Raw genomic sequence first — 23,606 nt, 5'->3', positions numbered from 1 at the left:
GACCGGCCGGTCGACGGGCCCATGCGCAGGCCGGCGGACCGCCCCGCCGCCGGCCTGCAGCGCCGCGCCGCCCGCAACGCCTCCGCCCTGGCGATCGGCGCCGCAGCGCTGCTGCTGTCGCTGCTGGCCGACATCGGCACCGGCCCGGGCTGGCTCAGCCCGGGCGAGATCCTCGCCGCGCTGTTCGCACCGTCCGACCAGGACCTGCGCACCGCGGTGATCGTCTGGGACATCCGCCTGCCGGTCGCGGCCATGGCCGTGCTGGTCGGCGCCATGCTCGGCGTGGCCGGCGCGCAGATGCAGACCATCCTCGGCAACCCGCTGGCCGACCCGTTCACCCTCGGCATCTCGTCGGCGGCCAGCGTCGGCGCCGCGGTCGCGATCGTGTTCGGACTGGGCGTCGCGCCGGTCGCCGGGCCGCTGATCGTGACGACCAATGCCTTCGTCTTCGCCTTCGTCACAGCGCTGGCGATCTATGCCCTGACCCGCTATCGCGGCGTCTCGCCCAGCACGATGATCCTGTTCGGCATCGCGCTGATGTTCACCTTCAACGCCATCCTCGGCCTGCTGCAGTACCGCGCCTCCGAGACCCAACTTGCCCAGATCGTGTTCTGGATGATGGGCTCGCTGACGCGGGCAAGCTGGATCAAGATCGCGATCGGCGCGACGCTGTTCGCGGTGCTGGTGCCGCTGATGTGGCGCCACCGTTTCGCGCTGACGGCGCTGCGCATGGGCGACGACCGCGCAGCAAGCTTCGGGGTCGATGTCGACCGGCTGCGCCTGCAAGTGCTGATCCAGGTCGCGCTGCTCGCCTCGACCGCCGTCTCCTTCGTCGGCGTGATCGGCTTCGTCGGCCTGGTCGGGCCGCACATCGCCCGCCTGCTCGTCGGCGAGGACCAGCGCTGGTTCGTGCCGCTGTCGGCGCTGTGCGGCGCGCTGATCCTGTCGCTGACCTCGATCGCCGCCAAGAACATCGTGCCCGGCGTGATCTATCCCGTCGGGATCATCACCGCGCTGGTCGGCGTGCCGTTCTTCATCTCGTTGATCCTGAACCGGCGGAGCTACATCGCGTGAGCCTCGATATCCACAGCCTCAGCGTGCGCTACGGCCAGGCGGAGGTCGTCCGCGCGGTCAGCGTCGCCGACCTCGCGCCCGGTAGCGTCACCGCCCTGGTCGGCCCCAACGCCGCCGGCAAGTCCAGCCTCATGCGCGCTGTCGCCGGCGTGACGGCGGCCGCCGCCGGCCGGATCACGCTGCACGGCGAGGCGCTGCACGGGCTCTCGCGCGCCGACCGGGCGGAGCGCGTGCGCTATGTACCGCAGACCTACGCCAGCCAGGCCCGCCTGCCGGTGGTGGACGCCGCGCTGGTCGCCCGCATGGCGGGGCGCCGCGCCAGGCCGCGGCCCGACGACCTGGCTGCGGCCGAGGCGGCACTGGCCCGGGTCGGTATCGGCCATTTGGCCGAGCGCGAGCTGCACACGCTGAGCGGCGGGCAGCAGCAGCTCGCCGCCCTGGCGATGGGTCTGGCGCGACCGGCGCCGGTGCTGCTGCTTGACGAGCCGACCAGCGCGCTCGACCTGCGCCACCAGTTGCACGTGCTGGCGGTGGCGCGCGAGGTCGCGCGCCGCGACCGGCGCATCGTCGTGGTCGCGCTGCACGACCTGAACCTCGCCGCCCGCCATGCCGACCGCGTGGCGCTGATGGCCGACGGCCGCATCGTCGGCGACGGGCCGCCGCTGGACGTGCTGTCGTCGCCGCTGTGCGGCGCGGCCTATGGCGTGCGGATCGACGTCGACGTCACCGGCCGCGGCACGCCTGTGATCGAGGCGAGCCTGTAGCCGGGGAGCGAACCGATGGACGACGCCGCACGCGCGAACTGGACGCTGAAGGAGGACATCCGCGAATACTGGTCGCGGCGCGCCGAGACCTTCGACGATTCCCCCGGCCATCGCATCGACGATCGCTTCGAGGCGCCGTACTGGCACGCCCTGCTCGACGCGGCCTTCGGCGACCTCGCCGGCCGGCGGGTGCTCGACGTCGCCTGCGGCACCGGCGAGATCAGCCGCATGCTGCTGGCCCGTGGCGCCGCCGTCACCGGCGTCGACTTCGCCGAGCCGATGCTGGACCGCGCGCGGGCGAAGCACCGCGGCAAGGACTGGCGCGGCCGGCTCGCCGACGCCGAGACGCTGGCCGGCGAGCCCGACGACAGCTACGACGCCGTCGTCACCCGCCACCTGGTGTGGACGCTGCTCGATCCGCCCGCTGCCTTCGCGGCCTGGCACCGCGTGCTGAAACCAGGCGGCCGGCTGCTGGTGGTCGACGGCAACTGGGTGCGGCCGACACCGGTCGGCCGCCTGCTGCGCGCGCTGGCGAACCGGCTCGGCGCCAAGCGCAGCGGCGACGGCGACCCGGAGCGGCACGCCGCGATCCTCGCACAGGTCCACTATCGCGACGGGTTGACCGCCGCACGACTGGCCGACGACCTCGGCCGCGCCGGTTTCACCGGCTTCCGCCGCCACGGCATGGGTGGGATCTACGGTCCGGGACTGCGTGGCGCCCCGCTAACAGACCGCCTGCGGCTGCGCGCGGCCAGCCGTTTCGCCGTGTCGGCCTGCAAGCGCGGGACGGCCGCCGGCTAGACTGCCGGCCGCATCACGTTGCGGCCGGTCCGGTCTTCGCCGCGGACGAGGAAGATCGGGCGTGCAGCGAAATTCGGCGCGGATGTGCCGCTGGTCCCCGGCACTGGCGGCACATCGCGGTCGAACAGCGAGGTCGCCGGCATGTAGCGCAGCACGACGCCGGCGCGCCGGCGGTCGGAGGTGTTGGCGTTCGACCCGTGCACCAGGAAGACGTCGTGCAGAGACATCTCGCCCGGGTCGAGCACCACGTCGCGCATGGCGCCGGCATCGAGCAGGTCGGGGTCCAATTCCTGGTTGAGGGCAAGGCCGTCGGCGTCGTTGGTGCGATGGCGCATCAGGCCGTGCCGATGCGACCCCGCGACGTAGCGCATGCAACCGTTGCCGGTGTCGGACCGGTCCAGCGCCACCCAGACGGTGCAGGTCGCCAGCGGCCGGATCGGCCAGTAGTGGCCGTCCTGATGCCAGGGCACGGCGCGCCCGGCGCCGGCCGGCTTGCAGAACAGGGCACAGCCCCAGAGGATGAGATCCGGGCCGATCAGCGGCTCGACCAGGTCGAGGATGCGGTCGTCGTGGGCGAGGTCGAGAAAGGCCTGCTGGCCGCGCACGCCCTCAGGCCCGTCGGCGATGTGCACGTTCATCAGGTTTTCGGGCCGGTGGTCCGGATTGTCGGCCAGCACCCGGTCCAGCGCGGCGCGCAGACGCGCCAGCGTGGCGTCGTCCAGCCGCAACCGCGGCACCACCAGCCCGTCGGCGCGATAGCGCTCCGCCTCGTCGGCATCCAGCCGCACAGCCGCCGTCCCGTTCTGCATGACCCTCACACCAGCCGTGCGTCGCCGGGCCGCGACGCGAGGCAAGCATGCCACACCCCGACCGTGGCGGCGACAACCAGCACCGCCATGGCCTGGTGCAATACCGCCAGCGGCAGTTCGACCACGCTCAACAGCGTCGCGACGCCCAGGCCGTACTGCACCAGGAGGGCAAGGCCGAGCAGCCCGGCGGCGCGCACCGCCGCCGGACCGCAGCGCCCGGACCACAGCCGCACCGCGAGCGCGAGCCCGACCAGCACGGTCAGCGTGGCGAGCAGGCGATGCACCCACTGGATCGCGCCGGGATTCTCGACCAGGTTGAGCCAGGCCGGGTCGAGCGCGCCGAAATCGGCCGGCACCAGCCGGCCGCCCATCAGCGGGAACTCGTTGTAGAGCCAGCCGGCATTGGTGCCGGCGGTAAGCCCGCCCCAGCACAGGGTGAGGACGATCAGCACCGAGAATCCGATCAGGTGGAAGCGCGGAACCGCCTCGCCGCCGCCGGCCGCCCCGTCGCCGCGCAGCAGCCGCAACGCGACCCACAGCATGTAGGCGAAGATCGCCAGCGCCATGACCAGATGCACCGTCAGCCGGTACTGGCTGACGTCGGTGCGGTCGACCAGGCCGCTCTGCACCATCCACCAGCCGATCGCCCCCTGCAGCGCGCCGAGCGCGAACAGGCCGACCAGGTGCGGCCGGGTCCAGGCCGGGATGCGCCGGCGCAGCGCCAACACCAAAAGCGGTACCGCGAACACCAGTCCGATCAGCCTGCCCCACAGCCGGTGGACGTATTCCCACCAGTAGATCGCCTGGAACTGCTCCAGCGACATGCCGGCGTTGACCTCGCGATACTCCGGGGTCTGGCGATAGTCGGCGAAGGCCTGCTGCCAGGCGGCGTCGCTGAGCGGCGGCAGGATGCCTTCGACCGGCTGCCAGCGGGTGATCGACAGACCGCTCTCGGTCAGCCGGGTGATGCCGCCGATCACCACCATCGCCAGGATCATCGCGCAGCACAGCAGCAGCCACAGCGCGACCGTGCGCGGCCGGCGCAGGCGCGCCACCTCCGCGCGGCTGCCGGCCGGCGTGCCGGGATTTGTGGCATGTCCGATCGCGGTCAACGGTCGCTCCGCCCGACCTCCCCCACGGGGGCGGTCCGTGGCCGGGGCCCCCACCGCCGCAACTGGTGCACCCGAAGCCGCGCGCACTCAAGCGGCTTGCGGCCGAAAGCCGCAAAACGGCGGGCGGCGATCCGCTCGCGGTGCCGCGCCGTAACACCTTGGTCAGCATGCTGTGCGAAGATGCTTGCGATGGACGCGCCGGCACCGTTCAATCGAACGGCCGGCCCCGGCGGAGGGCGGCACGAAGATGGCGATGGCAAGACGGCTCACATCGATGGCGACCGGCACCGGCCGGGCGGCGTGGTTCGCCGCAGGCGCGCTGTCGCTCGCGGCCGGCATCATCGGCATCGTCCTGCCGCTGGTCCCGACCACGCCGTTCCTGCTGCTGGCCGCGTTCTGCTTCGCGCGCGGCTCGCAGCGCGTGCACGACTGGCTGCTGGACCACCCCAGGCTGGGCCCGCCGATCCGCGCCTGGCGCGATCACGGCGCGATCTCTCGCCGCGCGAAGACGCTGGCGCTGGTGGCGATCGCGGCCGCCTTCGGGATCTCGCTGCTGATCGGCGTGTCGACGACGGTGCTGGCGATCCAGGCCACCGTGCTGGTCGGCGTCACCGTCTTCATCCTCAGCCGACCGCTGCCGCCGCCGGGACCGCGCTGATCCCGGCGCGCTATTCCAGCAGCTCGCCGATCGCCTGCTCGGCCTCGTTCCAGGCTTCGCCCGCCGCATCGGCGGCTGCGCTCGCTCCGTCGACGGTGGCGTCCACGGCCTGCGCGGCGGCACCGCCGGCCGCATCCGCCGCGTCCAACGTGGCCTGCCAGCCCTGATCCAGCGTGTCGCCGGTCCACCGGGCGGCGTCGACCGCGGCCGCGGCACTCCACGCATAGGCGTTGGCGCCGGCCGTCACCGCGCCGGTCCAGGCATCGAGACCGGCCTGCTCGGTCCAGGCCCAGGCGCTGCGGCCGGCCGCGACGGCATCGTCCCAGGTCTGCGGATCCTGCGCCCAGGCGACCGCGCCCTCGGCCCGGTCGCCGGTCCAGGTCCAGGCGTCCGCACCGACCTGGCGCGCATCGTCCCACGCGGTCGCCAGCGCGTCCTGTTGTTCGACGCGGTCCGCGACGATCTGGTCGCCCGCCAGCACGCCAAGCGGTACCGCGACGACCACGGCCCCGCAGACGCCGATCCAGGGCGAAACACGCATGCGCCGTTTCCTCCCAAGCCGCAGTGGAGAAGGTCCACTGCACAGCAGACCGCAGCGATGCGGTCAAAATGTGGCAACGGTTCCGTCGCTGCGCGGGTCGGACCCGCCCTCCAGCGTGCCGGACGGGTGGCGCACCAGCATGCCGGCATGGCCCAGCAGCGAATCGAAGGCGCCCATCTCGTCGACGGCATAGCCGAGCGCGCGCAGCCGGTCGGCGGTGCCGGGCGCGAAACGGCTCTCGATCTTCAGCGACGCGGTTTCCTGCCCCCAGGTCTTGCCCATCAGCCAGCGCGGCGCGGTGACCGACGCCTGCGCACCCTGGCCGAGCCAGGCGTATCGCGCCAGCATCGCAGCCTGCGACTGTGGCTGGCCGTCGCCGCCCATGGTGCCATAGACCACCACCCGGCCGTCGCCGAGCTCGGCCATCGCCGGATTCAGCGTGTGGAACGGCTTGCGGCCGGGCTGCAGAGCGCGCGGGCCGCCGCCGCCGAGATGGAAGCTGGAGCCGCGGTTCTGCCACAGGATGCCGGTCTTCGGCAGCACGACGCCCGAGCCGAACTCCCAGAACACGCTCTGGATCGCGCTGATCGCCCGGCCGGCGCCGTCGATCACGCCGAACCAGACCGTGTCGCCGCCGTCCTCCGGCGCACCCCAGGGTGCCACCCGGCCGACGTCGATTCCCGCCGCACGGCGGTCGAGCGCGTCCGCCGCCAGCCAGTCGGCCGGCCGCGCGGTCATCGCCGACGGGTCGCCGATGGCGCTGTCGCGCACGCGATAGGCGCTGGTCGTCGCCTGCACCACCTTGTGGATCAGCGCCAGCTCGTCGTCGCCGTCGGCGCGCAGCCGATCGTAGAGGCCCAGGATCATCAGCGACGCCGCGCCCTGGGTCGGCGGCGGCATGTTGAACGCCTTGCCGACCGAAAGCTTCAGCGACAGCGGCGAAACCTCGGTCGCATGGCATTCGCCGAGGTCGGCGAGCCCCACCGGCGCGCCGACCGCCGCCAGGTCGGCGGCGACCGCCTCGGCCACGGCGCCGCGGTAGAAGCTGTCCAGGCCGTCGTCGACCAGCCCCTGCAGGGTGGCCGCCAGCCGCGGCTGCCGCCACAGGGCGCCGGCGCGGGCCGCCGCGCCGGTCGGGAAGGTGTCGGCGAAACCGGCGACGCCGGCCAGTTCCGCGCCATGGCCTTCCAGCATGTCCGCCAGGCTCTCCGCAATGGGACAGCCCAGATGGGCATGGTCGATCGCCTCGGTCAGCAGGCGTGCCAGCGGCAGCCGCCCGCCCCACCGGGCGCCGATGTCGAGAACGGCCTGCCAGCCCGAGATCGTGCCGGATACCGTGTTGGCGGCAAGCGGGCCGCGCGGCGGGATCGTCGCCACGTCCCAGCCGGCGTAGAATGCCGCGGTAGCCTGCGCGCCGGCCGCGCCGCAGGCGTCGATGCCGACGATGCCGCCCGCCGCCTCGCGCACCAGCCAGAAGCTGTCGCCGCCGATTCCGTTCATGTGCGGATAGACCACGGCCAGGGTCGCCGCCACGCTCACTGCCGCCTCGGCCGCATTGCCGCCGTCGCGCAGCACGGCCAGGCCGGCCTCCGCCGCCAGATGGTGCGGCGCGACGACCATGCCGTTGCGACAGAAGCGCGAGCTGAGCATCGCCGATCACCCTCCCCGACGTGGCGGCGGCGCAAGCGACGGCGCGCCGCTGCGGTCTACCCGCAATTGACTGTACAATCACCGATACAGGCCTGTTCGGGGCCCTGTCACGTACTAGATGGCTGTATCGTCGGCCGTGGCAAATGGAGGTCTCGTGATGCGCGCACTGCCCGTCCTGTTCGCCCTGGCGATCGCCCTTGCCGTCCAGGTCGCGCCCGCCCGCGCCCAGGGACTGGCGGATTCGGACCGCGCCGCGATCGCCGCGGTGATCGAATCGCAGCTCGAAGCGTTCCGCAGCGACGACGGGGCCAAGGCGTTCTCCTATGCCTCGCCCGGCATCCGCTCGATGTTCCAGACCCCGGAATTTTTCATGGACATGGTGCGCAACGGCTACGCCCCGGTCTATCGGCCGCAGAGCCACGCCTTCCGCGACCTCGACCTCAGCGGCAGCCTGCCGGTGCAGGACGTCTATCTGGTCGGACCCGACGGCACGCCGGTGATCGCGCGCTACACGATGGAGCGCCAGCCCGACGGCAGCTGGCGCATCGCCGGCTGCCAGCTGATCGACGCCGGCCTTTCGGTCTGACGCCGACGCCCGCCCTCGCGTCCCGGCCGGCCTTGCGGTCGGCCCGTCCGCACGGCTATACGCATCGCCCATCGGCAGCGGCGAGGGGAATCGGGCGATGGCGGACAGCGAGGGCTACAGCAAGAACTATCCGGTTTCCTGGGAGCAGCTGCATCGCGACGCGCGCGCGCTCGCCTGGCGGCTGATGTCCGGCGGCCCCTGGGCCGGCATCGTCGCCATCACCCGCGGCGGGCTGGTGCCGGCGGCGGTCGTGGCGCGCGAACTCGACGTGCGCCTGATCGATACGATCTGCATCTCCAGCTACCACGGCGAGAAGAAGCAGGGCGAGGCGCACATCCTGAAGCGGGTCGAAGGCGACGGCGAGGGGCTGCTGGTGGTCGACGACCTGGTCGACACCGGCAAGACCGCCCAGATCGTCAAGGACATGCTGCCGAAGGCGCACCTGGCCACCGTCTATGCCAAGCCGGCCGGCCGGCCGCTGGTCGACACCTTCATCACCGAGGTCAGCCAGGACACCTGGATCTATTTCCCGTGGGACCTGGAGCTGCAGTTCGCCCAGCCGCTGGCCACGCAAGGCCGGTGACCGCGCCCGACGAGCCGACGGACGGCACCGGCGCGCAAGGCCTGCCGCGGCTGCACATCCTGCCGAAGCACGGCCGGCGCATGCGTCAGGGCCACCCGTGGCTGTATTCCAACGAGTTGAAGCTGACGGCGGACGACAAGGCGCTGCCGCCGGGCAGCCCGGTCAACCTGGTCGCCGACGACGGCCATCTGTACGGCACGGCGCTGTTCAACGCCCGGCCGCTGATCTGCGCGCGGCTGATCGACCGCCGGCCGGACGTGGTGCCCGACCGCGACTGGTTCGCCCGCCGCTTCGAGGCGGCGCTGAACCTGCGCCGGCGCCTGGTCGGCCGGCCGTACTACCGCCTGATCCACGCCGAGGCCGACGGCCTGCCCGGCGTCATCGTCGACCGCTATGGCGATGCCGCCGCGGTGCAGATCAACGTGGCCGGCTTCGAACGGCTGGCGGAGCCGCTGGTCGAGGCGCTGCGCGCCGTGACCGGCGTGGCGACGGTGGTCCGGCGCAACGACACGCCGGCGCGGGCCGTGGAAGGGCTGGGCGGCGACGACAGCGTCGTCGGCCCGGTCCCGACAGACGCGGTGGCGGTGGAGGAAGGCGAGGCCCGCTTCTTCGCCGACCTGACCACCGGCCAGAAGACCGGCTGGTTCTACGACCAGCGCGACAACCGCGCCTTCGTCGCCACGCTGTGCGGCGGCGCTCGGATGCTGGACGTCTACAGCCACAGCGGCGGCTTCGCGATCCAGGCCGCCCGCGCCGGCGCCGAAAGCGTCACCGCGGTCGACCGTTCCGACCACGCGCTCGCTCTCGCACGGCGGGCGGCGGAGGACAACGGCGTCGCCGCGCGCTGCAGCTTCGTCAAGGCCGAGGCTTTTGCCGAGCTGGCCGCGCTGGCCGAGCGCGGCGCGCGCTTCGACGTGGTGGTCTGCGATCCACCCGCCTTTGCCAAGTCGAAAAAGGACCTCCACGCCGCCGTCCGCGGCTATCACAAGTTGACGCGGCTTGCCGCGCGCCTTGTCGCACCCGGCGGCTTCCTATTCGTCGCCTCGTGCTCGCACAACGTGCCGGTGGACTCGTTCGCCGCGGCGGTGACCGCCGGCATTCACGACGCCCGGCGCGGCGGGCGCATCCTGCGGCAGTCGGGCGCAGCGCCGGACCATCCGGTGCACCCGCACCTGCCGGAAACCGCCTACTTGAAGGCCGTCACGCTGCAGCTCGATTGACTTCGGGTCGATGTCACCGGATGTTGACATCGGGTTGCCGGCGCGTAACTGTGCCGCCCAAGAACACTATCATATGACGAAAGTGCTCTCGAACCGCGGCCGGGCCGGCATGTCCCTGGAGCCGCGGACGGCGCACATCGGGTGGGAGGTATCGTGGCCCTGCTGGCCTTGACAGGCGTAGTCAAGCGCTTTGGCGCCATTGAGGCGGTCGGTGGCGTGGATCTGACGATCGAGCCGGGCGAGGTTGTCGGCCTGATGGGCGACAACGGCGCCGGCAAGTCGACCCTGGTCAAGATGATCGCCGGCAATTTCCCGCCCGACGGCGGCAGCATCAGGATCGACGACCATGTGGTCCATTTCCACCGGCCGGTGGAAGCGCGCGCCAAGGGCATCGAGGTCGTCTACCAGGATCTGGCGCTGTGCGATAATCTGAGCGCGTCGGACAACGTGTTCCTCGGGCGCGAGCGGTGGCAGATGCTGCTGGGCTTCATCCCGGCGCTGAACTATCGCGGCATGCGCGACCGGTCGCGCGAGCTGTTCGACGAGCTGAAGTCCGAAACCCGGGCCAGCGATACGGTCAAGCGCATGTCCGGCGGCCAGCGCCAGGCGGTGGCGATCGCCCGCACCCGGCTGGCCCAGGCCAAGATCATCCTGATGGACGAGCCGACCGCGGCGATCAGCGTGCGCCAGGTCAAGGAGGTTCTCGACCTGATCCACCGGCTGAAGGAACAGAACATCGCGGTCATCCTGATCAGCCACCGCATGCCCGACGTGTTCGCCGTCTGCGACCGCATCGTGGTGATGCGTCGCGGCCGCAAGGTGGCCGACAAGAAGATCAAGGATTCCTCGCCCGAGGAGGTCACCGGCCTGATCACCGGCGCGATCGAGGCGGCGTGATGTGCGACCGCAACCACCGATGCGTTCAGCGGGCTAGCTAGGCACAATGGCAAACATCAGCATTTCCGACGTCTCCGGTGTGCGCACCCAGTCGAGCCTGACCAAGATCCTGGTCAGCCAGGAGTTCTGGGTGACGCTGGCCGTGGTGATCATGGCGATCTTCCTGGTCTTCAACACCGACGTGTTCGACACCTGGCGCAACCTGCGCAACTCCATGCAGAACATGGCGTTCATCGGCATCATCGCACTGGGCCAGATCTGCGTGATCATCACCGCCGGCATCGACCTGTCGGTCGGCTCGGTGATGGCGATCGGCGCGGTCGGCACGGGCTTGATGATGGCGGACGGGGACGGCATCGAAGTGGCTTTCCTCGGCGGGATGGCGCTTTCGATGGCGGTCGGTCTGTTCAATGGCTGCCTGGTCGCATTCGTCAAGCTGCCGCCCTTCGTCGTTACCTTGGGCACGCTCAGCATCTGCCGCACCATTGCCATGGCGGCGACCAACAATCAGCTGATCTACGACTTCGGCCCCGACGAGGCCGAACTGTTCAATCTCGGCACCGGCGGCATCGGCAGCCTGTTCGGCCATGTGCCGGAGCCGCCGAAGCCAGACAACGCGATCCCCCTCTACGAGAAGCTGCTCGACACGCCGATTCCGTTCGTCGTGATGATCGTGCTGACGGTGGTACTCAGCTATTTCCTGTACATGACCCGCTGGGGCCGGCACATCTTCGCGGTCGGCGGCAACGAACACGCGGCACGGCTGACCGGCGTGCCGGTCGCCTTCATCAAGATCTCGGCCTATGTGTTCTGCTCGGCGACGGCCGGCCTGTCAGGCATCCTGATGATGGGCTGGGCCGGCTCGCTCAACAACTCGATCGGCACCGGCTACGAGCTGCGCGTGATCGCCGCCTCGGTGATCGGCGGCGCCAACCTGATGGGCGGCTACGCCTCCGCCTTCGGCGGCTTCATCGGTTCGGCGCTGCTGGAGATCCTGCGCAACTCGCTGGTGCTGCTGCGGATCGACACCAATTTCCATCTCGGTTTCGTCGGCCTGTTCATCATCCTGGCCGTGCTGCTGGAGCGGATGCGCGACTCGCGGATCAGCCCGGCGGCCCTCGTGGAACTGTTCGTGCGGAGCAAACGCTAGCGCCGCCGCCCGGGTCCCAACAACAAGAACGGCCGTTGCAGGTCGCTACGGAAAAAGCCTAACTCGATCCATCGCGGACACGAACGATAGGGAGGAAACCCAAATGAAGAAGATGCTTCTCGCCACCGCAGCGCTTGCGGTGATGGGCCTGGCCGGTGCGGCCCAGGCGCAGGACGACACCTACACCTTCGCCCTGGTCCCCAAGGCGATGAACAACCCGTTCTTCGACCAGGCCCGTGACGGCTGCATGGTCGCGGCCGAGGCGCTGGCCGACGTCGAGTGCTACTACATCGGGCCGGCCGAGCACACCGAGGCCGACCAGCTGCAGATCGTGCAGGACCTGATCAGCCAGGGCGTCGACGGCATCGCCGTCGCCTCGTCGAACGCGCCGGCGATGGCCCGCGTGCTCGAGGGCGCCCAGGCCGCCGGCATCGCCGTGATCACCTGGGACAGCGACCTGCTGGCCGAGGACGCCGGGCTGCGCTCGGCCTATGTCGGCACCCACAACTACATGATCGGCGTCGGCCTGGCCGAATACGCCCAGCAGATGAAGCCCGAGGGCGGCACCATCCTGATCCAGTCGGGCGGCGCGGCAGCGGCCAACCACAACGAGCGCATGGCCGGCATCCGCGACACGCTGCGCGGTTCGGTCTCGGGCGAAGCCGACCCGGGCCCGCGGCTGAGCGGCGAGAACGGCTGGACCGAGATCGAGGTCTCTCCGCTGTATACCAACGACGACTTCCCGCTGTCGGTGCAGCAGATGGCCGACGTGCTCGGCTCGACCCCGGACCTCGACGTCTGGATCTCGACCGGCGGCTTCCCGCACTTCGCGCCGAACGCCTTCTCCGAGACCATCGCCCAGTATCGCGACCGCATGGACTCCGGCGAGCTGGCGGTGCTGATCGCCGACACCCTGCCGGTCCAGCTCGACTTCGTGCGCAGCGGCGACACCGCGGCCCTGGTCGGCCAGCGCCCGTGGGAGATGGGCTATCGCGCGATGTTCATCATGCGCCAGATGATGGACGGCGTGATGCCTTCCGACCCGACCTACACCGGCCTCGACAAGTGCGACGCGTCGAACATCGACACCTGCGTCGGCGGCTGATCGAAACGACATCGGCTGACACCGGCCGAAACGAGCGGCGCCCCGGGAAACCGGGGCGCCGTTTGCATTCGGCCGTTCGGCGACCTCAACCGCCGGCGCGCAGCCGGTCCGGCGTCACCCACTCGTCCCAGCTGGAATCGTAGCCGTCGTAGCCGACATAGCAGCTGCCGTCCGGCCCGGGGCCTTCCAGCACCCGGCCCGGGTACCAGCTGCCGTTCCACTCGATGCCGACCGCCGAGCCCGGCACGCATAGTCCGGCCGCCACATTGCCGACCGCCTGCAGCCGGTCCGGCGAGACCCATTCGTCCCAGCTGGAATCGTAGCCGTCATAGGTGACGTAGCAGCTGCCGTCCGGACGCGGCCCGTCCAGCACCCGGCCGGCATACCAGCCACCGTTCCACTCGATGCTGACCGCCACGCCGCGGAGGCAGGCGCTGCCGGTGCGGTTGTCGAGCGCCTGCAGGCGCGACGGGTCGACCCATTCGTCCCAGCTCGAGTCGTAGCCGTCATAGGAGATGTAGCAGGTGCCGTCGGGCCGCGGGCCCTCCAGCACGTGCCCCGGATACCAGCTGCCCTGCCACTCGACGTCGACCGCGGCGCCCGCGACGCAGGCGCCGCCCGGCGGGGCTTCGACCGGCGGCTCCAGCGCAATGCCGCCCGCCAGCGCGGCCGCGGGAATCTGCTCGACCCAGTAATACAGCAGTCCCTCGAATTCGACCGAGCAGGTGCCGTCGGCGGCCGGCCCGTCGAACACGTAGCCGGTGCGGACCGCGCCCTGCGACTCCACGTCGACCAGGGCGCCGATGTCGCAGTCCTGGCCCCACGCCACGGCCGGCGCCAGCAGCGTTGCCGCACACAACAATATCCTTCTCACCACGCAGCGTCCTCCAATCCCATTGCTGAATGCCGTCTCCCGCTGTCCGGAAAACCAGATCGCGGCCGCCGATGCAATGCTGCAATGACCGTCCGGGGCGATCGACGGCTCAGATTTCCAGCCGCACCACCACCGGGCAGTGGTCCGACGCCTTGGGCCGGTCCCAGCCGACCCGCGGATAGCGGTCTGCGCCATAGGGGTCGGCACGGAACGGCAGCCCGGCGCGATAGGGCATGCCGCGCCGCATCACCCGCGGCAGCGCCGCCATGTTGCGGGCCGCCAGCGCACGCGAAGCGAGGATGTAGTCGAGCTGGCGGTGCTGGTCGCCGCCGGGCCAGTAGTGGGTCCAGCGATCGGCGAAGTCGGGGATGCGGGCGACCAGGTCCTCGCAGGCGTCCCAGCCGAGCAGCGGGGCGAGCCCATGGTCGGCGTCGGGCCCGTCGGCCCCGTCGCAATAGTCGTTGAGGTCGCCCAGCAACAGCCAGTCGGCCGCCGCCGGCTCGGCGAACCTGCGTTCGATCAGCCGGCGCACCGCCGTCGCCTCGGCGACCCGCACCGTGCGCGTCCACTTGCGCTCCGGCTCCATCGACTTGAAGTGCACCCCGTAAAGGGTCAGCGTGCGGCCGCCGACCTCGACGTCCACCTCCAGGCAGTCGCGCTTGAACACGCGGTCGTCCGGCTGGGTCGGTGTCTTGCCGAAATGGATGTCGGCCGGGTCGAGGCCGAGCGTGCGGAACGTCTCCTGCTGGTGCGTGGTCACCGCCTTCAGCGGCCGCTTGCTGATCACCGCGATGCCGATGCCGCGGCGGTCGTTGCCGTCGATGGCGACGCGGTGCGGATAGACCGCGTTCGGCGACGACGGCGCATGGAGCGGCGCGGCGTCCCCGGCCCGGTTCAGGTAGCGGTCGTAGAACGCCTCCAGCGCGTGCCGGCCCTCGACCTCCTGCAGCACAACCACGTCGGCCGCGATGTCGCGGATCGCCTGTGCGGTCAGCTGGCGCATGTCGTCGCTGAGGGTGGTCTTGTAGGCCTGCAGCGCGGCCAGTTCGGCCGCCTCGTCGGGAAAGGCGAACAGCGCGCTCGCCGTTTCGTCGAGGCCGCCGTCGCGGTTGCGGCCGAACTCGAACCGGGTCAGCAGGTTCTCGACGTTGAAGGTGGCGACGGTCAGCGCGGGCATGCCCGCAGCGATGGCACAGCGCCGCCGGCCTTGGCAAGCGCCGGACCGCCGCGGTCACATGCGGCCGGCGCGCGACAGTTTGTGCTCGCGATAGGCGATATAGACGCCGGCGGCGACCAGCAGGCCGCCGCCGGCCACCGTGGTCGCGCGCGGCAACTCGCTGAACGCGAAATAACCGACCAGCACCGAACACGGCAGCTGCACATACTGGAACGGCGCCAGCACCGAGGTAGGCGCAGCGGCGAAGGCACGGATCACCAGCAGGTGGCAGCCCGCGTGCAGCAGCCCGCAGAGCAGCAGAATGCCGGCTTCCGGCAACTCGGGCGTGACCCAGACGAACGGCACCACCAGCGTCATCAGCACCGCGCCGAGGCCGGGGCCGAGCGCCAGCTGGGCCGCGTGCGAGGAGCCTGGCGCGGCCAACCGGGTCAGGATCGGGTAGAAGGCGCCGAGGATCGCGCAGGCGACCGGCAGCGCCACCGCCCAGCCGAAGGCCTCGCCGGCCGGCTGGATGATGATCACCGTGGCGACGAAGCCGATGACCACGGCGGCCCAGCGCCGCGGCCCGACCCGCTCGCCCAGGATCGGCACCGACAGCATGGTCATCAGCACCGGAGACAGGAACACGATGGAGGTGAACAGTGCCAGCGGCAGCAGGCCGACGCTGTAGACCGCCAGCGTCGGCACCACTGCCGACAGCAGCCCGCGCAGCAGGTGGAAGCGCATGTTCGGCGTGCTGCGCAACTGCTGCCAGCCGGCGCGGCCGAGCAGCGCGCTGGCGACGATGCCCGACATCACCGCACGGCCCCAGGCCACCTCCAGCGGCGGCAGCGCGCCGGTCAGGAACTTCGACAGCGCGTCGGTGACCGCGAAGCCCAGCGCGGCCGAAACCGCAAGCCCGATCGGCAGCAGGATGCCCGCGGCGGGTGCCGGGACCGCATGGTTGGTCATGAGGTGCGCCTCGCCCGGCGGCAGGAGGGCGCGGCGCCCTCAGGAATTGCCGCTGGCGAATCCCATCTATCGCAACCGCGGGCGGCCGGCAACGACGGCATCGGTCCGTGTGCCGGTCGGCGCCGTGCGCCCGGTCCCGCACAGGCTCTTTCCCTGGCGACGGCGCGGCCCTACCTTCCTGCGGCTGATTCCGGTACGGGGCCCGAGGCGATGCGAATCCTGGCGGTGATCAACGACCCGCAATGCGACGGCGGCATTGTCGTCGACGAATTGCGCGCCCTCGGCCACGCGGTCGACGAGCGCCAGCCGCACCACGGCTCGGCGCTGCCTGCCGACGCGCTGGCGGCCTTCGACGCCATGGTCGCCTTCGGCGGCGCGATGTCGGCCTTCGACGACCAGGACCATCCCACCCTGCGCGACGTCGCCGACCTGCTCGCCGCCTTCTCGCGCGCCGACCGGCCGGTGCTTGGCATCTGCCTCGGCGCGCAGCAGATCGCCCGCGCCTTCGGCCAGTCCCACCAGGTGATGGGCTGGATGGAATTCGGCTTCACGCCTTTCGCCGTGACCGAAGCGGGGCGCGACGACCCGCTGCTGGCCGGCCTCGAGGTGCCGCCGGTGGCACAGGTCCACGGCGACACCTACGTCATCCCGCCCGGCGGGGTGCGGCTGCTGACCGGCGCGGCCTGTCACGAGCAGGCGTTTCGCCTCGGCCGCGCCACCTATGCCTTCCAGCCGCATTTCGAGGTGTCGGAGCCGACCCTGAACCGGTGGTTCGACTTCCTCAACGACCTGGAGAAGGAAAAGCTCGGCGCCGACGGACCGGCCCGCGTCGAGGCGTTTCGCGGCCAGATCGCGGACCTGCTGCCCGGCGCCCAGGCCTTCGGCCGGGCCGTGACCCGGCGCTGGGCGGCCCTGGGCGGCGCGATCGCCCTCCGATCGGATGGAATCGAACGATCGGAGACAGGTTGATCGATTCCGCCAGGCTGGACCGCCCCGACGCTCAGGACCCCGGCTGCGGCGGCGTCAGCGCCCGCTGGCGCTGCCGCCAGCTGAACGGGCAGTGCGGCTTCAGTGCGACCCGCTCCGCCGTCAGCCCGTCGGCCAATGCCCGCATGTTGCCGCGCAGCGCAGCCTCGATCGCGGTGCGGTGCAGGATGTCGCGCTGGGCGTGGCTGCCGCCGAACGCGTGCGCGCGGTAACGCACCGGCATCAACCATTCGACCGCCTTGGCATAGTCCTGCCGGCCGAAGGCGCGGATCGCATGCAGGATCGGCAGGCCGACCTCGCGGGTCATCAGCGCGTTGGTGCCGCTGCCCTCAGCGGCAAGGGTGGCGCCGGCCAGCACCGATTCGGCGTCGGCCTCGCGGCCGGTAGCCGCGAACACGAACATCGCGTGCATGTCGTTGAAGACGTAAAAGCCGAAGTCGCCGGCCTCCAGATAGGCGGTGGCGAGCCGGTCCCAGCGGGCACCGGCATCGATGCCGTTGAGATGCAGCCGCCACAGCATCGCGGTTGCGTCGACCAGTTCCAGCTGCAGCTGCGAGTCGCCGGGCCGGATCAGCGTGTCGTACATCTCGAGCGCCCGCTCCGGCCGGCCCTGGTCGAGGTGGTACAGCGCCGTGTGCCACCAGTTATGGAAGGCGAAGGCGTTGTCGGACTGGGCCCAGTGGTCGCGCCGGCCCTCCATCCAGGCGATGCCCTCGGCCTGGCGGCCCTGCATCTCCATCACGTGCGCGATGGCGTGCTGGGCCCAGCAGTCCTCGGCTTCCAGCGCGATCGCATGGCGGCCGGATTCCTCGGCCTCGGCATAGGCCCCGCACTCCTCCTGCCCGAAGGCGCGCATGCCCAGCACGAAGCCGTAGCCCGGCAGGTCCGGGGTCCAGTGGGCCTGGGCGCGCAGCACGCGGCCGCGCAGGTTGTCGCGGTCGCCGTGATAGAAGTCGCACAGGTGGCCGATCTGCAGCGCCAGCATGTCGCGCGGGTCGTCCATCAGCAGCCGGTCGAAGTCCGCCCGCGCCGCGTCCCACGCGCCGTCGGCCCAGCGCCGGATCAGCGCCGCATGGCGCTGTTCGCGCGGGTTGAGCCGGTTGCCGAGCGCCGACAGCCGCTCCAGGCTGACGTCGAGCTCGGGCAGTACGCTCGCCTCCCACATCGACATGTGGATCTCGGCGCGCAGGATGTGACCGCCGGCGAAGTCGGGATCGTCGGCGAGAGCGGCATCGATGGTGGCGACCGGATCGCCGCGATAACGGTTGAACTGGCGCACCGCCGTCTCATAGGCGGCCACGCTTGCCGCATTGTCGGTGCTGTGCTCGCAACCCCAATGGTCCTTGCGCGGCATGTCGGTCTCCTCAAATCTGTCAGGGCCGGGCCATGTGCACCGGCCGCCGCGGCGACGCTGTGTCGACGGTCACGCCAAGGTGCGGCCGATCACAGGTTGGCCTATCACCACAATTGCGCCCGGCATCGGTGGTGTCATCGCAAGTAGCGTTGCACGCTATCTGGACTCCCGATTTTTCCGGTCGATTTCCGTAGCCGTATTCTTTCGTTTCTATCGTGTCTGGCCGTCGGAAGCAGCCGCGGCCGCGCGCCGGTGTTCGACTGCGACGAGCAGGACGCCGACGAATACGATCGCAAATCCCGCAAGATGCAGCCAGCGGAACGGCTCGCCGAGCAGGACGTAGGACAACACCAGCGCCGAGACCGGCATCACGCCCATGAAGCCGGCCGCCGTGCCGCCCTTCACCGCCGCGACGCCGGAATACCAGAGCAACGAGCCCAGCCCGAGCGTCCCGGCACCCCACCAGGCCACGGCCAGCCAGTCGGTCCAAGCGAGTGCGCCAAAATCCGCCTCATCGACTTCGAGGCCTGCCGGAACGGCGAACAGCGGCAACGCCATCGCCGCGCCAAGCAGGGTCACGACCAGCGGCGACAAGCTCCGCATCGCTGCCTTGCCCAGCAACGTGTATGCGGCCTCGCAGCACACTGCCGCCAACACCAGTCCGGATCCCAGCAGGATTGGCCCGGCAGCGGCGTCAGCACCATCCAACTGTCCCACGTGCATGACCGCAACGCCGACAGCCGCGCAGGCAACTGCCGCGATCGTGCGGCCACCCAGGCGATCGCCCAGGAACAGGACGGTCGACAGCGCGGTCACGGCCGGCGTTGCGCTCATCAGCACCGCGCCGACAACACCCGGCACCAGCCGCATGCCAAAGAGCATGAGTACGCTGAAGCCGAACATGCCGAAGACGGCGATTCCGCCGAGCAGCAACCATGTCCGGCCGGCGATCACCGGCGCCCCGCGCAACTCGCGGATGACGAAAGGCAGGATCACCGCCGCCCCGATCGCCACCCGCAGCGCCGACCCGACGAAAGTCGGCAACGCATCGGCCACGATCTTGCTGATCGGGGTCGCGCTGCCGAACAAGGCCATGCCGGAAGCCAGGCAAACCATCGCCTGCCGTGGCGTTCGGCTCGCTGCGTCGGACGCCTGCCGACCCATGCGCCGCTATTCCCCTGTTGCCGATCCCTCCAGGGGGCAACGGGCGGCGCAGCGGTCGGTTCCGCCTCAGCCCGGCCTCAGGCCGGCGTGATCGCCTGCGGCAGCACGAAGTTGGCGACGTGCGGCACGAAGGCGATCGCGCTGGTGTGGATGATCGGCTGCACATATTGGAACAGCGGGATCACGCAGCCATGCTCGGCGATATAGCGGTCGACCGCCTTGTAGCCCTCGATCCGCTTCGCCTCGTCCGGCTCGCCCCACAGCGGCCCGATCATGGCGTCGACCTCGTCGGTGTCCCACACCGAGTGCGGCGACGGGCCGAACATGGCGAAGCCGGTCGAGGTCGACGGGTCGCCGATCGAGTTGCCCCAGTTGTAGAAGGCGGCCGGGGCCAGCGTGTCGAGTGCGCGCAGCTCGTAGTGCTTGGCGATCTCGTAGACCTCGATCTCGGCCTCGATGCCGACCCGGCGCCACATGCCGACGATGGCCTGGATGATCTCGTAGTCCTTCGGCTTGAAGCCGCGGGTGGTCTGGATGGTGAACCGCACCGGGTTGTCGGGCGAGAAGCCGGAGGCGGCCAGCAGCTCGGTCGCCTTCGCCGGGTCGTAGCCGACCACGATGCCGGGGTCGTAGGCCGCATATTCCGGCGCCTGCAGGGTGTCGATCGGCACGCCGTAGCCGCGCAGCAGCCGGTCGACGATCGCCTGCTTGTCGATGGCGTGGTGGGCGGCGCGGCGCACGTTCTCGTCCAGCATCGGCTCGACGTCGTTGATGAAGATCATCGCGATGTCGGAGACGGCGACGGTCTGGCCGACCAGCCCGTCCTTCTCGCGCAGCCGGTCGTACTCCTCGTAGGGAATCTCGATGGTCAGGTCCGAGGCGCCGCTCTCCACCTCCGCCACCCGGCTGGTGGCGTCGGTGACGAACTTGAAAATCACCGTCTCGAACGCCGGCGCACCGCCCCAGTAGTCGGGGAAGGCCTTCAGCCGCAGGAAGGCGTTGCGCTCGAACGCATCGACCATGTAGGGGCCGCTGCCGATCGGCTTTTCCTCGAAGCCGACCGGGCCGACCTGCTCGAAATAGTGCTTCGGCAGGATGTAGCCGGTCAGGAACGCCATCCACTTGAACAGCGTCGGCTCGAACTCCAGCACGTCGCCGGTGACGGTGTTGCCGTCGATGGCGTAGTTGCCGACCTTGCCCCAGACGAACTGGATCGGGTTGCCGGTGTCCGGGTTGCCGGCCCGCTCCAGCGACCACACCACGTCCTCCGGCGTCACCGGCACGCCGTCGTGCCACTTGGCGCCCTCGCGCACGGTCATGTGGATCTTGCTGCGGTCCTCGCTCCAGCCCCAGTCGGTCAGAAGGCCGGGCTTGAACGACAGGTCCGGGTTCTGGTCGATATACTGGTCGAACACCGCCTTGTAGAGCGACTGGATCGTCGGGTTGACCGCGGACAGGCCGACCGTCGGGTCCCAGGACGGCAGGTTGACGTTGTAGGCAACGGTGACCGTGCCCTCTTGCGCGCGCGCGACGCCCGGGCGAAGCAGCTGGCCCAGCGCAGGTGCGGCGATGCCGGCCGCGCCGGCGGCCCGCAGCAGATGACGGCGTGAAATCCGCATGATCCGTTCAGTCTCCCTCATGGCCGGCAACGGGCCTGCGCAGGCCGGCGCGGCGTCCCCCTCGTTCGCGGCCGGCCGGGCCGGCGACGCTTGGCGCCATGATGCGGGCAAAGGATGCGGCGGGCAATGGGCGATTGGCCGGGGCGGCGGCGCAACGACCGCCGGCGGCACACACGCAATGGTGATGTGGCGCCGGCATGGAAAGCCGCCGCCATGGGGTTAACCTGAAGGGTGCCGCGCGACGGCAGCCCGCCGGAACCGGGCCGGTTGCGCCGGCCCGCCGCACGCGCAACGGGAGGACAGCCATGACCAAGCCAGCCATTCCGCAGGCCATCATCGATCTCTATGACGCCTATACCCACGCGCCGCTCGAACGCCGGGTGTTCCTCGACCGGCTGGCCAGGCTGACCGGCGGCACCGCCGCGGCGGCCGCGCTGCTGCCGCTGCTGGAGAACAACTACGCCCATGCCGAGATGGTGGCAGCCGACGACCCCGCGCTGGCGACCGAGACGGTGCAGGCCGGCGCGCTGCAGGCCTATGTCGCCAGGCCGGCCGGCGCCGGCAGCCTGCCGGCCGTCGTCGTGATCCACGAGAACCGCGGGCTGAACCCGCACATCCGCGACGTCGCCCGCCGCGCCGCCCTGGCCGGCTATGTGGCGATCGCGCCCGACTATCTGTCCGCCGACGGCACGCCGACGCCGGAGAACGAGGACACGGCGCGCGAGGAGATCGGGGCGCTCGACGCCGGCGAGACGCTGGCCAACGGCCTCGCCGTGCTGGAATACGCGCGTGCCGGACGCGACGACGTCACCGGCAAGGTCGGCGTGGTCGGCTTCTGCTGGGGCGGCGGCCAGGTCAACAGCCTGGCGGTCAACGACCCGGGTCTGAACGCCGCCGTCGCCTTTTACGGCCGCCAGCCGGCGGCGGAGGACGCCGCCAAGATCCGCGCCGCGCTGATGCTGCAATACGCCGGGCTGGACGAGCGCATCAACGAGGGCATCGCCGCCTACACCGCCGCGCTGGACGCGGCCGGCATCGCCTATGAGATGCACATGTACGACGGCGTCAACCACGCCTTCCACAACGACACCAACGAGGCGCGCTACGACCAGGCCGCCGCCACGCTGGCCTGGGAGCGGACCATCGCCTTCTTCGACCGGCACCTGAAGGGGTAGCGCGGCGCCACCCCACCCTCCGGCGTACCATGCCCGGCCGTGCGCCGGGCATGGGTACGCCGGTCCAGGGCTATGCCTACTCCGCCGCCTTCGGCGCGCTGTCCGCCCACTTCGCCATCAGGGTGTTCGACGGCAGGGTCTCGTCGACCAGCTTCCGGGCGGTCTCGATGCCGGCGACCGGCAGGCCCTTGGGGTCAAGGAGGCCGATCTGCACCAGCACGCTGGCCTGGTCCCAGTAGATGTGCTCGTTGTACAGCTTGTCGCCGCGGAAGCAGACGATGCCGACCAGCGGAATCTCCACGTATTTACCGGTCGGAGGGATGCCCGGCAGCATCCAGTCGATCTCGATGTCGTGGGTGAAGCAGAACAGCATCTCGTCGACCACCCGGTCGGCGCCGATGGTGCGGCTGATCGGCACCAGCCGGGTGTCCTTCGGCGTCTTCGGGATGAAGTGGTTCTTGTAGAACCGGTGCAACAGGTCGTAGCCGACCCCGCCGGTCATGGTCGGGATGTGGTTGACGTACGGCTGGGCCACCATGGTCGCCATGGTCGCGTCGACGTCGCGGGTGGCGAACTCGTACTCGCAGTGCTTGTCCCACAGCGTCGACAGGTCGTAGCGCGGGCCCATCGCGTGGCGCAGCGCGGCGATGGTGCGGCTGTGCGACATCCACGCCGCCGGCCGGTCATAGCTCTGCCGCTGCGGGTGGTAGAAGGCGTGGTCGACGCCGGGATAGACGTGGATCTCGGCGTCGTCGTGATCGGCCAGCGCCGCGCGGATCCGGTCCACCGCCTCGGCCGGCACGTATTTGTCGGCGCCGGCGAAGTGCAGCACCAGCGGGCAGCTGATGTACTTGGCCTCGCCCAGATGCTGCTCGATACCGACGCCGTAGTAGCCGACCGCGACATCGACATCAGTGCGGGCCGCGGTCAGATAGGCCAGCTTGCCGCCCATGCAGAAGCCGAGCGCGCCGACCTTGCCGCCGCCCTTGCCGGACACGGCCGGCAGCGCGCGCAGCGTTTCCACCGCCGCCGCGATGTCGCGCACGCCCTGGTCGACGTCGAACCGGCCCATCAGGTCAAGCGCCTTGGCGAAACCCTCTTCGTTCGGGGTCAGGTCGACGCCCGGCTCCAGACGCCAGAACAGGTCGGGCACCAGCACGCAATAGCCTTCCTCGGCGAAATAGTCGGCGACCCAGCGCATGCCCTCGTTGATGCCGAAGATCTCCTGCAGCATCACCAGGCCGGGGCCGCCGCCGGATTCCGGCATCGCCAGATAGCCCTGGAAGGTGCCGCCGTCGCTGGCGCTGATCTCGATCATCTTGCCGGTCATCGGCTGGTCTCCCCGGAATGGCGCA

At 70.6% G+C, this 23,606-nt stretch carries 23 protein-coding genes; 12 read left to right on the top strand and 11 right to left on the bottom strand.

Annotated elements, in window-relative coordinates; translation table 11 throughout:
• Nucleotides 1-21: 21 nt before the first annotated feature.
• From R3F55_23250 to R3F55_23240, 3 genes are read left to right on the top strand one after another with little or no spacing between them, the layout of a single operon-like run.
• Nucleotides 22-1,074 carry an iron ABC transporter permease gene (locus R3F55_23250; GenBank protein ID MEZ5670290.1) on the top strand — a complete coding sequence of 351 codons (1,053 nt, stop codon included), beginning with the start codon at nt 22-24 and terminating at the stop codon, nt 1,072-1,074.
• Nucleotides 1,071-1,838: an ABC transporter ATP-binding protein gene (locus tag R3F55_23245; GenBank protein MEZ5670289.1), complete on the top strand. Its 768-nt coding sequence runs from the start codon at nt 1,071-1,073 to the stop codon at nt 1,836-1,838. Before R3F55_23250 ends, R3F55_23245 begins: the two co-directional genes overlap by 4 nt.
• Nucleotides 1,839-1,853: 15 nt before the next feature.
• The gene (locus tag R3F55_23240; protein MEZ5670288.1) at nt 1,854-2,639 is read left to right on the top strand and encodes a class I SAM-dependent methyltransferase; all 786 of its coding nucleotides are present in this window, start codon (nt 1,854-1,856) and stop codon (nt 2,637-2,639) included.
• On the opposite strand, the gene R3F55_23235 is transcribed toward R3F55_23240, so the two are convergent.
• Nucleotides 2,636-3,448: a phytanoyl-CoA dioxygenase family protein gene (locus tag R3F55_23235; GenBank protein ID MEZ5670287.1), complete on the bottom strand. Its 813-nt coding sequence runs from the start codon at nt 3,446-3,448 to the stop codon at nt 2,636-2,638. The two genes, R3F55_23240 and R3F55_23235, sit on opposite strands and share 4 nt — an antisense overlap.
• Nucleotides 3,449-3,453: 5 nt before the next feature.
• The gene (locus R3F55_23230; protein ID MEZ5670286.1) at nt 3,454-4,560 is read right to left on the bottom strand and encodes a COX15/CtaA family protein; all 1,107 of its coding nucleotides are present in this window, start codon (nt 4,558-4,560) and stop codon (nt 3,454-3,456) included.
• A gap of 274 nt (nt 4,561-4,834) precedes the next feature.
• Here R3F55_23230 and R3F55_23225 point away from each other — a divergent pair, with 274 nt between their 5' ends.
• A complete protein-coding gene (locus tag R3F55_23225; protein MEZ5670285.1) occupies nt 4,835-5,218 on the top strand; it encodes a YbaN family protein in 384 nt (127 codons plus the stop codon).
• Nucleotides 5,219-5,228: 10 nt separating this feature from the next.
• Here the strand turns inward: R3F55_23225 and R3F55_23220 are convergent, their stop codons facing one another.
• Both R3F55_23220 and R3F55_23215 read right to left on the bottom strand, forming a co-directional pair.
• On the bottom strand, nt 5,229-5,759 hold the full coding sequence (locus tag R3F55_23220) for a hypothetical protein (protein MEZ5670284.1): 531 nt from the start codon (nt 5,757-5,759) through the stop codon (nt 5,229-5,231).
• Nucleotides 5,760-5,822: 63 nt separating this feature from the next.
• Entirely contained in the window at nt 5,823-7,409 is a 1,587-nt protein-coding gene (locus R3F55_23215; GenBank protein MEZ5670283.1) for a gamma-glutamyltransferase, read from the bottom strand.
• A gap of 157 nt (nt 7,410-7,566) precedes the next feature.
• Between R3F55_23215 and R3F55_23210 the strand changes: the two genes are divergently transcribed.
• The 6 genes from R3F55_23210 to R3F55_23185 all read left to right on the top strand — a co-directional run bounded on the left by R3F55_23210 (nt 7,567) and on the right by R3F55_23185 (nt 12,950).
• Nucleotides 7,567-7,995 (top strand): DUF4864 domain-containing protein, encoded by a 429-nt coding sequence (locus R3F55_23210; GenBank protein MEZ5670282.1) that lies wholly within the window; start codon nt 7,567-7,569, stop codon nt 7,993-7,995.
• A gap of 97 nt (nt 7,996-8,092) precedes the next feature.
• Complete coding sequence (gene gpt / locus R3F55_23205) at nt 8,093-8,578, top strand: xanthine phosphoribosyltransferase (GenBank protein MEZ5670281.1); 486 nt, start codon at nt 8,093-8,095, stop codon at nt 8,576-8,578.
• Nucleotides 8,575-9,798: a class I SAM-dependent rRNA methyltransferase gene (locus R3F55_23200; GenBank protein ID MEZ5670280.1), complete on the top strand. Its 1,224-nt coding sequence runs from the start codon at nt 8,575-8,577 to the stop codon at nt 9,796-9,798. Before gpt ends, R3F55_23200 begins: the two co-directional genes overlap by 4 nt.
• Nucleotides 9,799-9,951: 153 nt before the next feature.
• Nucleotides 9,952-10,695 (top strand): ATP-binding cassette domain-containing protein, encoded by a 744-nt coding sequence (locus tag R3F55_23195; GenBank protein ID MEZ5670279.1) that lies wholly within the window; start codon nt 9,952-9,954, stop codon nt 10,693-10,695.
• A gap of 46 nt (nt 10,696-10,741) precedes the next feature.
• Nucleotides 10,742-11,845 (top strand): ABC transporter permease, encoded by a 1,104-nt coding sequence (locus tag R3F55_23190; protein ID MEZ5670278.1) that lies wholly within the window; start codon nt 10,742-10,744, stop codon nt 11,843-11,845.
• 103 nt (nt 11,846-11,948) lie between these two features.
• The gene (locus R3F55_23185) at nt 11,949-12,950 is read left to right on the top strand and encodes a substrate-binding domain-containing protein (protein ID MEZ5670277.1); all 1,002 of its coding nucleotides are present in this window, start codon (nt 11,949-11,951) and stop codon (nt 12,948-12,950) included.
• An 85-nt stretch (nt 12,951-13,035) separates the two neighbouring features.
• On the opposite strand, the gene R3F55_23180 is transcribed toward R3F55_23185, so the two are convergent.
• The 3 genes from R3F55_23180 to R3F55_23170 form a co-directional block, all read right to left on the bottom strand.
• Nucleotides 13,036-13,809 carry a hypothetical protein gene (locus tag R3F55_23180; GenBank protein MEZ5670276.1) on the bottom strand — a complete coding sequence of 258 codons (774 nt, stop codon included), beginning with the start codon at nt 13,807-13,809 and terminating at the stop codon, nt 13,036-13,038.
• A gap of 124 nt (nt 13,810-13,933) precedes the next feature.
• Nucleotides 13,934-15,001, bottom strand: coding sequence for an endonuclease/exonuclease/phosphatase family protein (locus tag R3F55_23175; protein ID MEZ5670275.1), 1,068 nt, complete (start codon nt 14,999-15,001; stop codon nt 13,934-13,936).
• Between the two features lie 54 nt (nt 15,002-15,055).
• The gene (locus R3F55_23170; protein MEZ5670274.1) at nt 15,056-15,952 is read right to left on the bottom strand and encodes a DMT family transporter; all 897 of its coding nucleotides are present in this window, start codon (nt 15,950-15,952) and stop codon (nt 15,056-15,058) included.
• Between the two features lie 210 nt (nt 15,953-16,162).
• Between R3F55_23170 and R3F55_23165 the strand changes: the two genes are divergently transcribed.
• Nucleotides 16,163-16,921 carry a GMP synthase gene (locus tag R3F55_23165; GenBank protein MEZ5670273.1) on the top strand — a complete coding sequence of 253 codons (759 nt, stop codon included), beginning with the start codon at nt 16,163-16,165 and terminating at the stop codon, nt 16,919-16,921.
• Nucleotides 16,922-16,952: 31 nt separating this feature from the next.
• Here R3F55_23165 and R3F55_23160 read toward each other — a convergent pair whose 3' ends face one another.
• The 3 genes from R3F55_23160 to R3F55_23150 all read right to left on the bottom strand — a co-directional run bounded on the left by R3F55_23160 (nt 16,953) and on the right by R3F55_23150 (nt 21,076).
• Nucleotides 16,953-18,293 (bottom strand): tetratricopeptide repeat protein, encoded by a 1,341-nt coding sequence (locus R3F55_23160; protein ID MEZ5670272.1) that lies wholly within the window; start codon nt 18,291-18,293, stop codon nt 16,953-16,955.
• A 210-nt stretch (nt 18,294-18,503) separates the two neighbouring features.
• On the bottom strand, nt 18,504-19,388 hold the full coding sequence (locus tag R3F55_23155; GenBank protein MEZ5670271.1) for a DMT family transporter: 885 nt from the start codon (nt 19,386-19,388) through the stop codon (nt 18,504-18,506).
• Between the two features lie 146 nt (nt 19,389-19,534).
• On the bottom strand, nt 19,535-21,076 hold the full coding sequence (locus R3F55_23150; protein ID MEZ5670270.1) for an ABC transporter substrate-binding protein: 1,542 nt from the start codon (nt 21,074-21,076) through the stop codon (nt 19,535-19,537).
• A 305-nt stretch (nt 21,077-21,381) separates the two neighbouring features.
• Here R3F55_23150 and R3F55_23145 point away from each other — a divergent pair, with 305 nt between their 5' ends.
• Nucleotides 21,382-22,251 (top strand): dienelactone hydrolase family protein, encoded by an 870-nt coding sequence (locus tag R3F55_23145; GenBank protein MEZ5670269.1) that lies wholly within the window; start codon nt 21,382-21,384, stop codon nt 22,249-22,251.
• Between the two features lie 76 nt (nt 22,252-22,327).
• Here R3F55_23145 and R3F55_23140 read toward each other — a convergent pair whose 3' ends face one another.
• A complete protein-coding gene (locus tag R3F55_23140; GenBank protein ID MEZ5670268.1) occupies nt 22,328-23,581 on the bottom strand; it encodes a dienelactone hydrolase family protein in 1,254 nt (417 codons plus the stop codon).
• Nucleotides 23,582-23,606: the final 25 nt, after the last annotated feature.

The organism is Alphaproteobacteria bacterium, from assembly GCA_041396705.1.
GTDB lineage: Bacteria > Pseudomonadota > Alphaproteobacteria > CALKHQ01 > CALKHQ01 > CALKHQ01.
Note: the sequence above shows the minus strand (reverse complement) of the source record. Positions and strands in the feature narration are given on the sequence as shown.

Coding starts and splice junctions, on each gene's coding strand:
- R3F55_23250 (MEZ5670290.1), top strand. CDS start 22: ATGCGCAGGCCGGCGGACCGCCCCGCCGCCGGCCTGCAGCGCCGCGCC.
- R3F55_23240 (MEZ5670288.1), top strand. CDS start 1,854: ATGGACGACGCCGCACGCGCGAACTGGACGCTGAAGGAGGACATCCGC.
- R3F55_23235 (MEZ5670287.1), bottom strand. CDS start 3,448: ATGCAGAACGGGACGGCGGCTGTGCGGCTGGATGCCGACGAGGCGGAG.
- R3F55_23225 (MEZ5670285.1), top strand. CDS start 4,835: ATGGCGACCGGCACCGGCCGGGCGGCGTGGTTCGCCGCAGGCGCGCTG.
- R3F55_23220 (MEZ5670284.1), bottom strand. CDS start 5,759: ATGCGTGTTTCGCCCTGGATCGGCGTCTGCGGGGCCGTGGTCGTCGCG.
- R3F55_23215 (MEZ5670283.1), bottom strand. CDS start 7,409: ATGCTCAGCTCGCGCTTCTGTCGCAACGGCATGGTCGTCGCGCCGCAC.
- R3F55_23210 (MEZ5670282.1), top strand. CDS start 7,567: ATGCGCGCACTGCCCGTCCTGTTCGCCCTGGCGATCGCCCTTGCCGTC.
- gpt (MEZ5670281.1), top strand. CDS start 8,093: ATGGCGGACAGCGAGGGCTACAGCAAGAACTATCCGGTTTCCTGGGAG.
- R3F55_23190 (MEZ5670278.1), top strand. CDS start 10,742: ATGGCAAACATCAGCATTTCCGACGTCTCCGGTGTGCGCACCCAGTCG.
- R3F55_23185 (MEZ5670277.1), top strand. CDS start 11,949: ATGAAGAAGATGCTTCTCGCCACCGCAGCGCTTGCGGTGATGGGCCTG.
- R3F55_23175 (MEZ5670275.1), bottom strand. CDS start 15,001: ATGCCCGCGCTGACCGTCGCCACCTTCAACGTCGAGAACCTGCTGACC.
- R3F55_23170 (MEZ5670274.1), bottom strand. CDS start 15,952: ATGACCAACCATGCGGTCCCGGCACCCGCCGCGGGCATCCTGCTGCCG.
- R3F55_23165 (MEZ5670273.1), top strand. CDS start 16,163: ATGCGAATCCTGGCGGTGATCAACGACCCGCAATGCGACGGCGGCATT.
- R3F55_23160 (MEZ5670272.1), bottom strand. CDS start 18,293: ATGCCGCGCAAGGACCATTGGGGTTGCGAGCACAGCACCGACAATGCG.
- R3F55_23155 (MEZ5670271.1), bottom strand. CDS start 19,388: ATGGCCTTGTTCGGCAGCGCGACCCCGATCAGCAAGATCGTGGCCGAT.
- R3F55_23150 (MEZ5670270.1), bottom strand. CDS start 21,076: ATGCGGATTTCACGCCGTCATCTGCTGCGGGCCGCCGGCGCGGCCGGC.
- R3F55_23145 (MEZ5670269.1), top strand. CDS start 21,382: ATGACCAAGCCAGCCATTCCGCAGGCCATCATCGATCTCTATGACGCC.
- R3F55_23140 (MEZ5670268.1), bottom strand. CDS start 23,581: ATGACCGGCAAGATGATCGAGATCAGCGCCAGCGACGGCGGCACCTTC.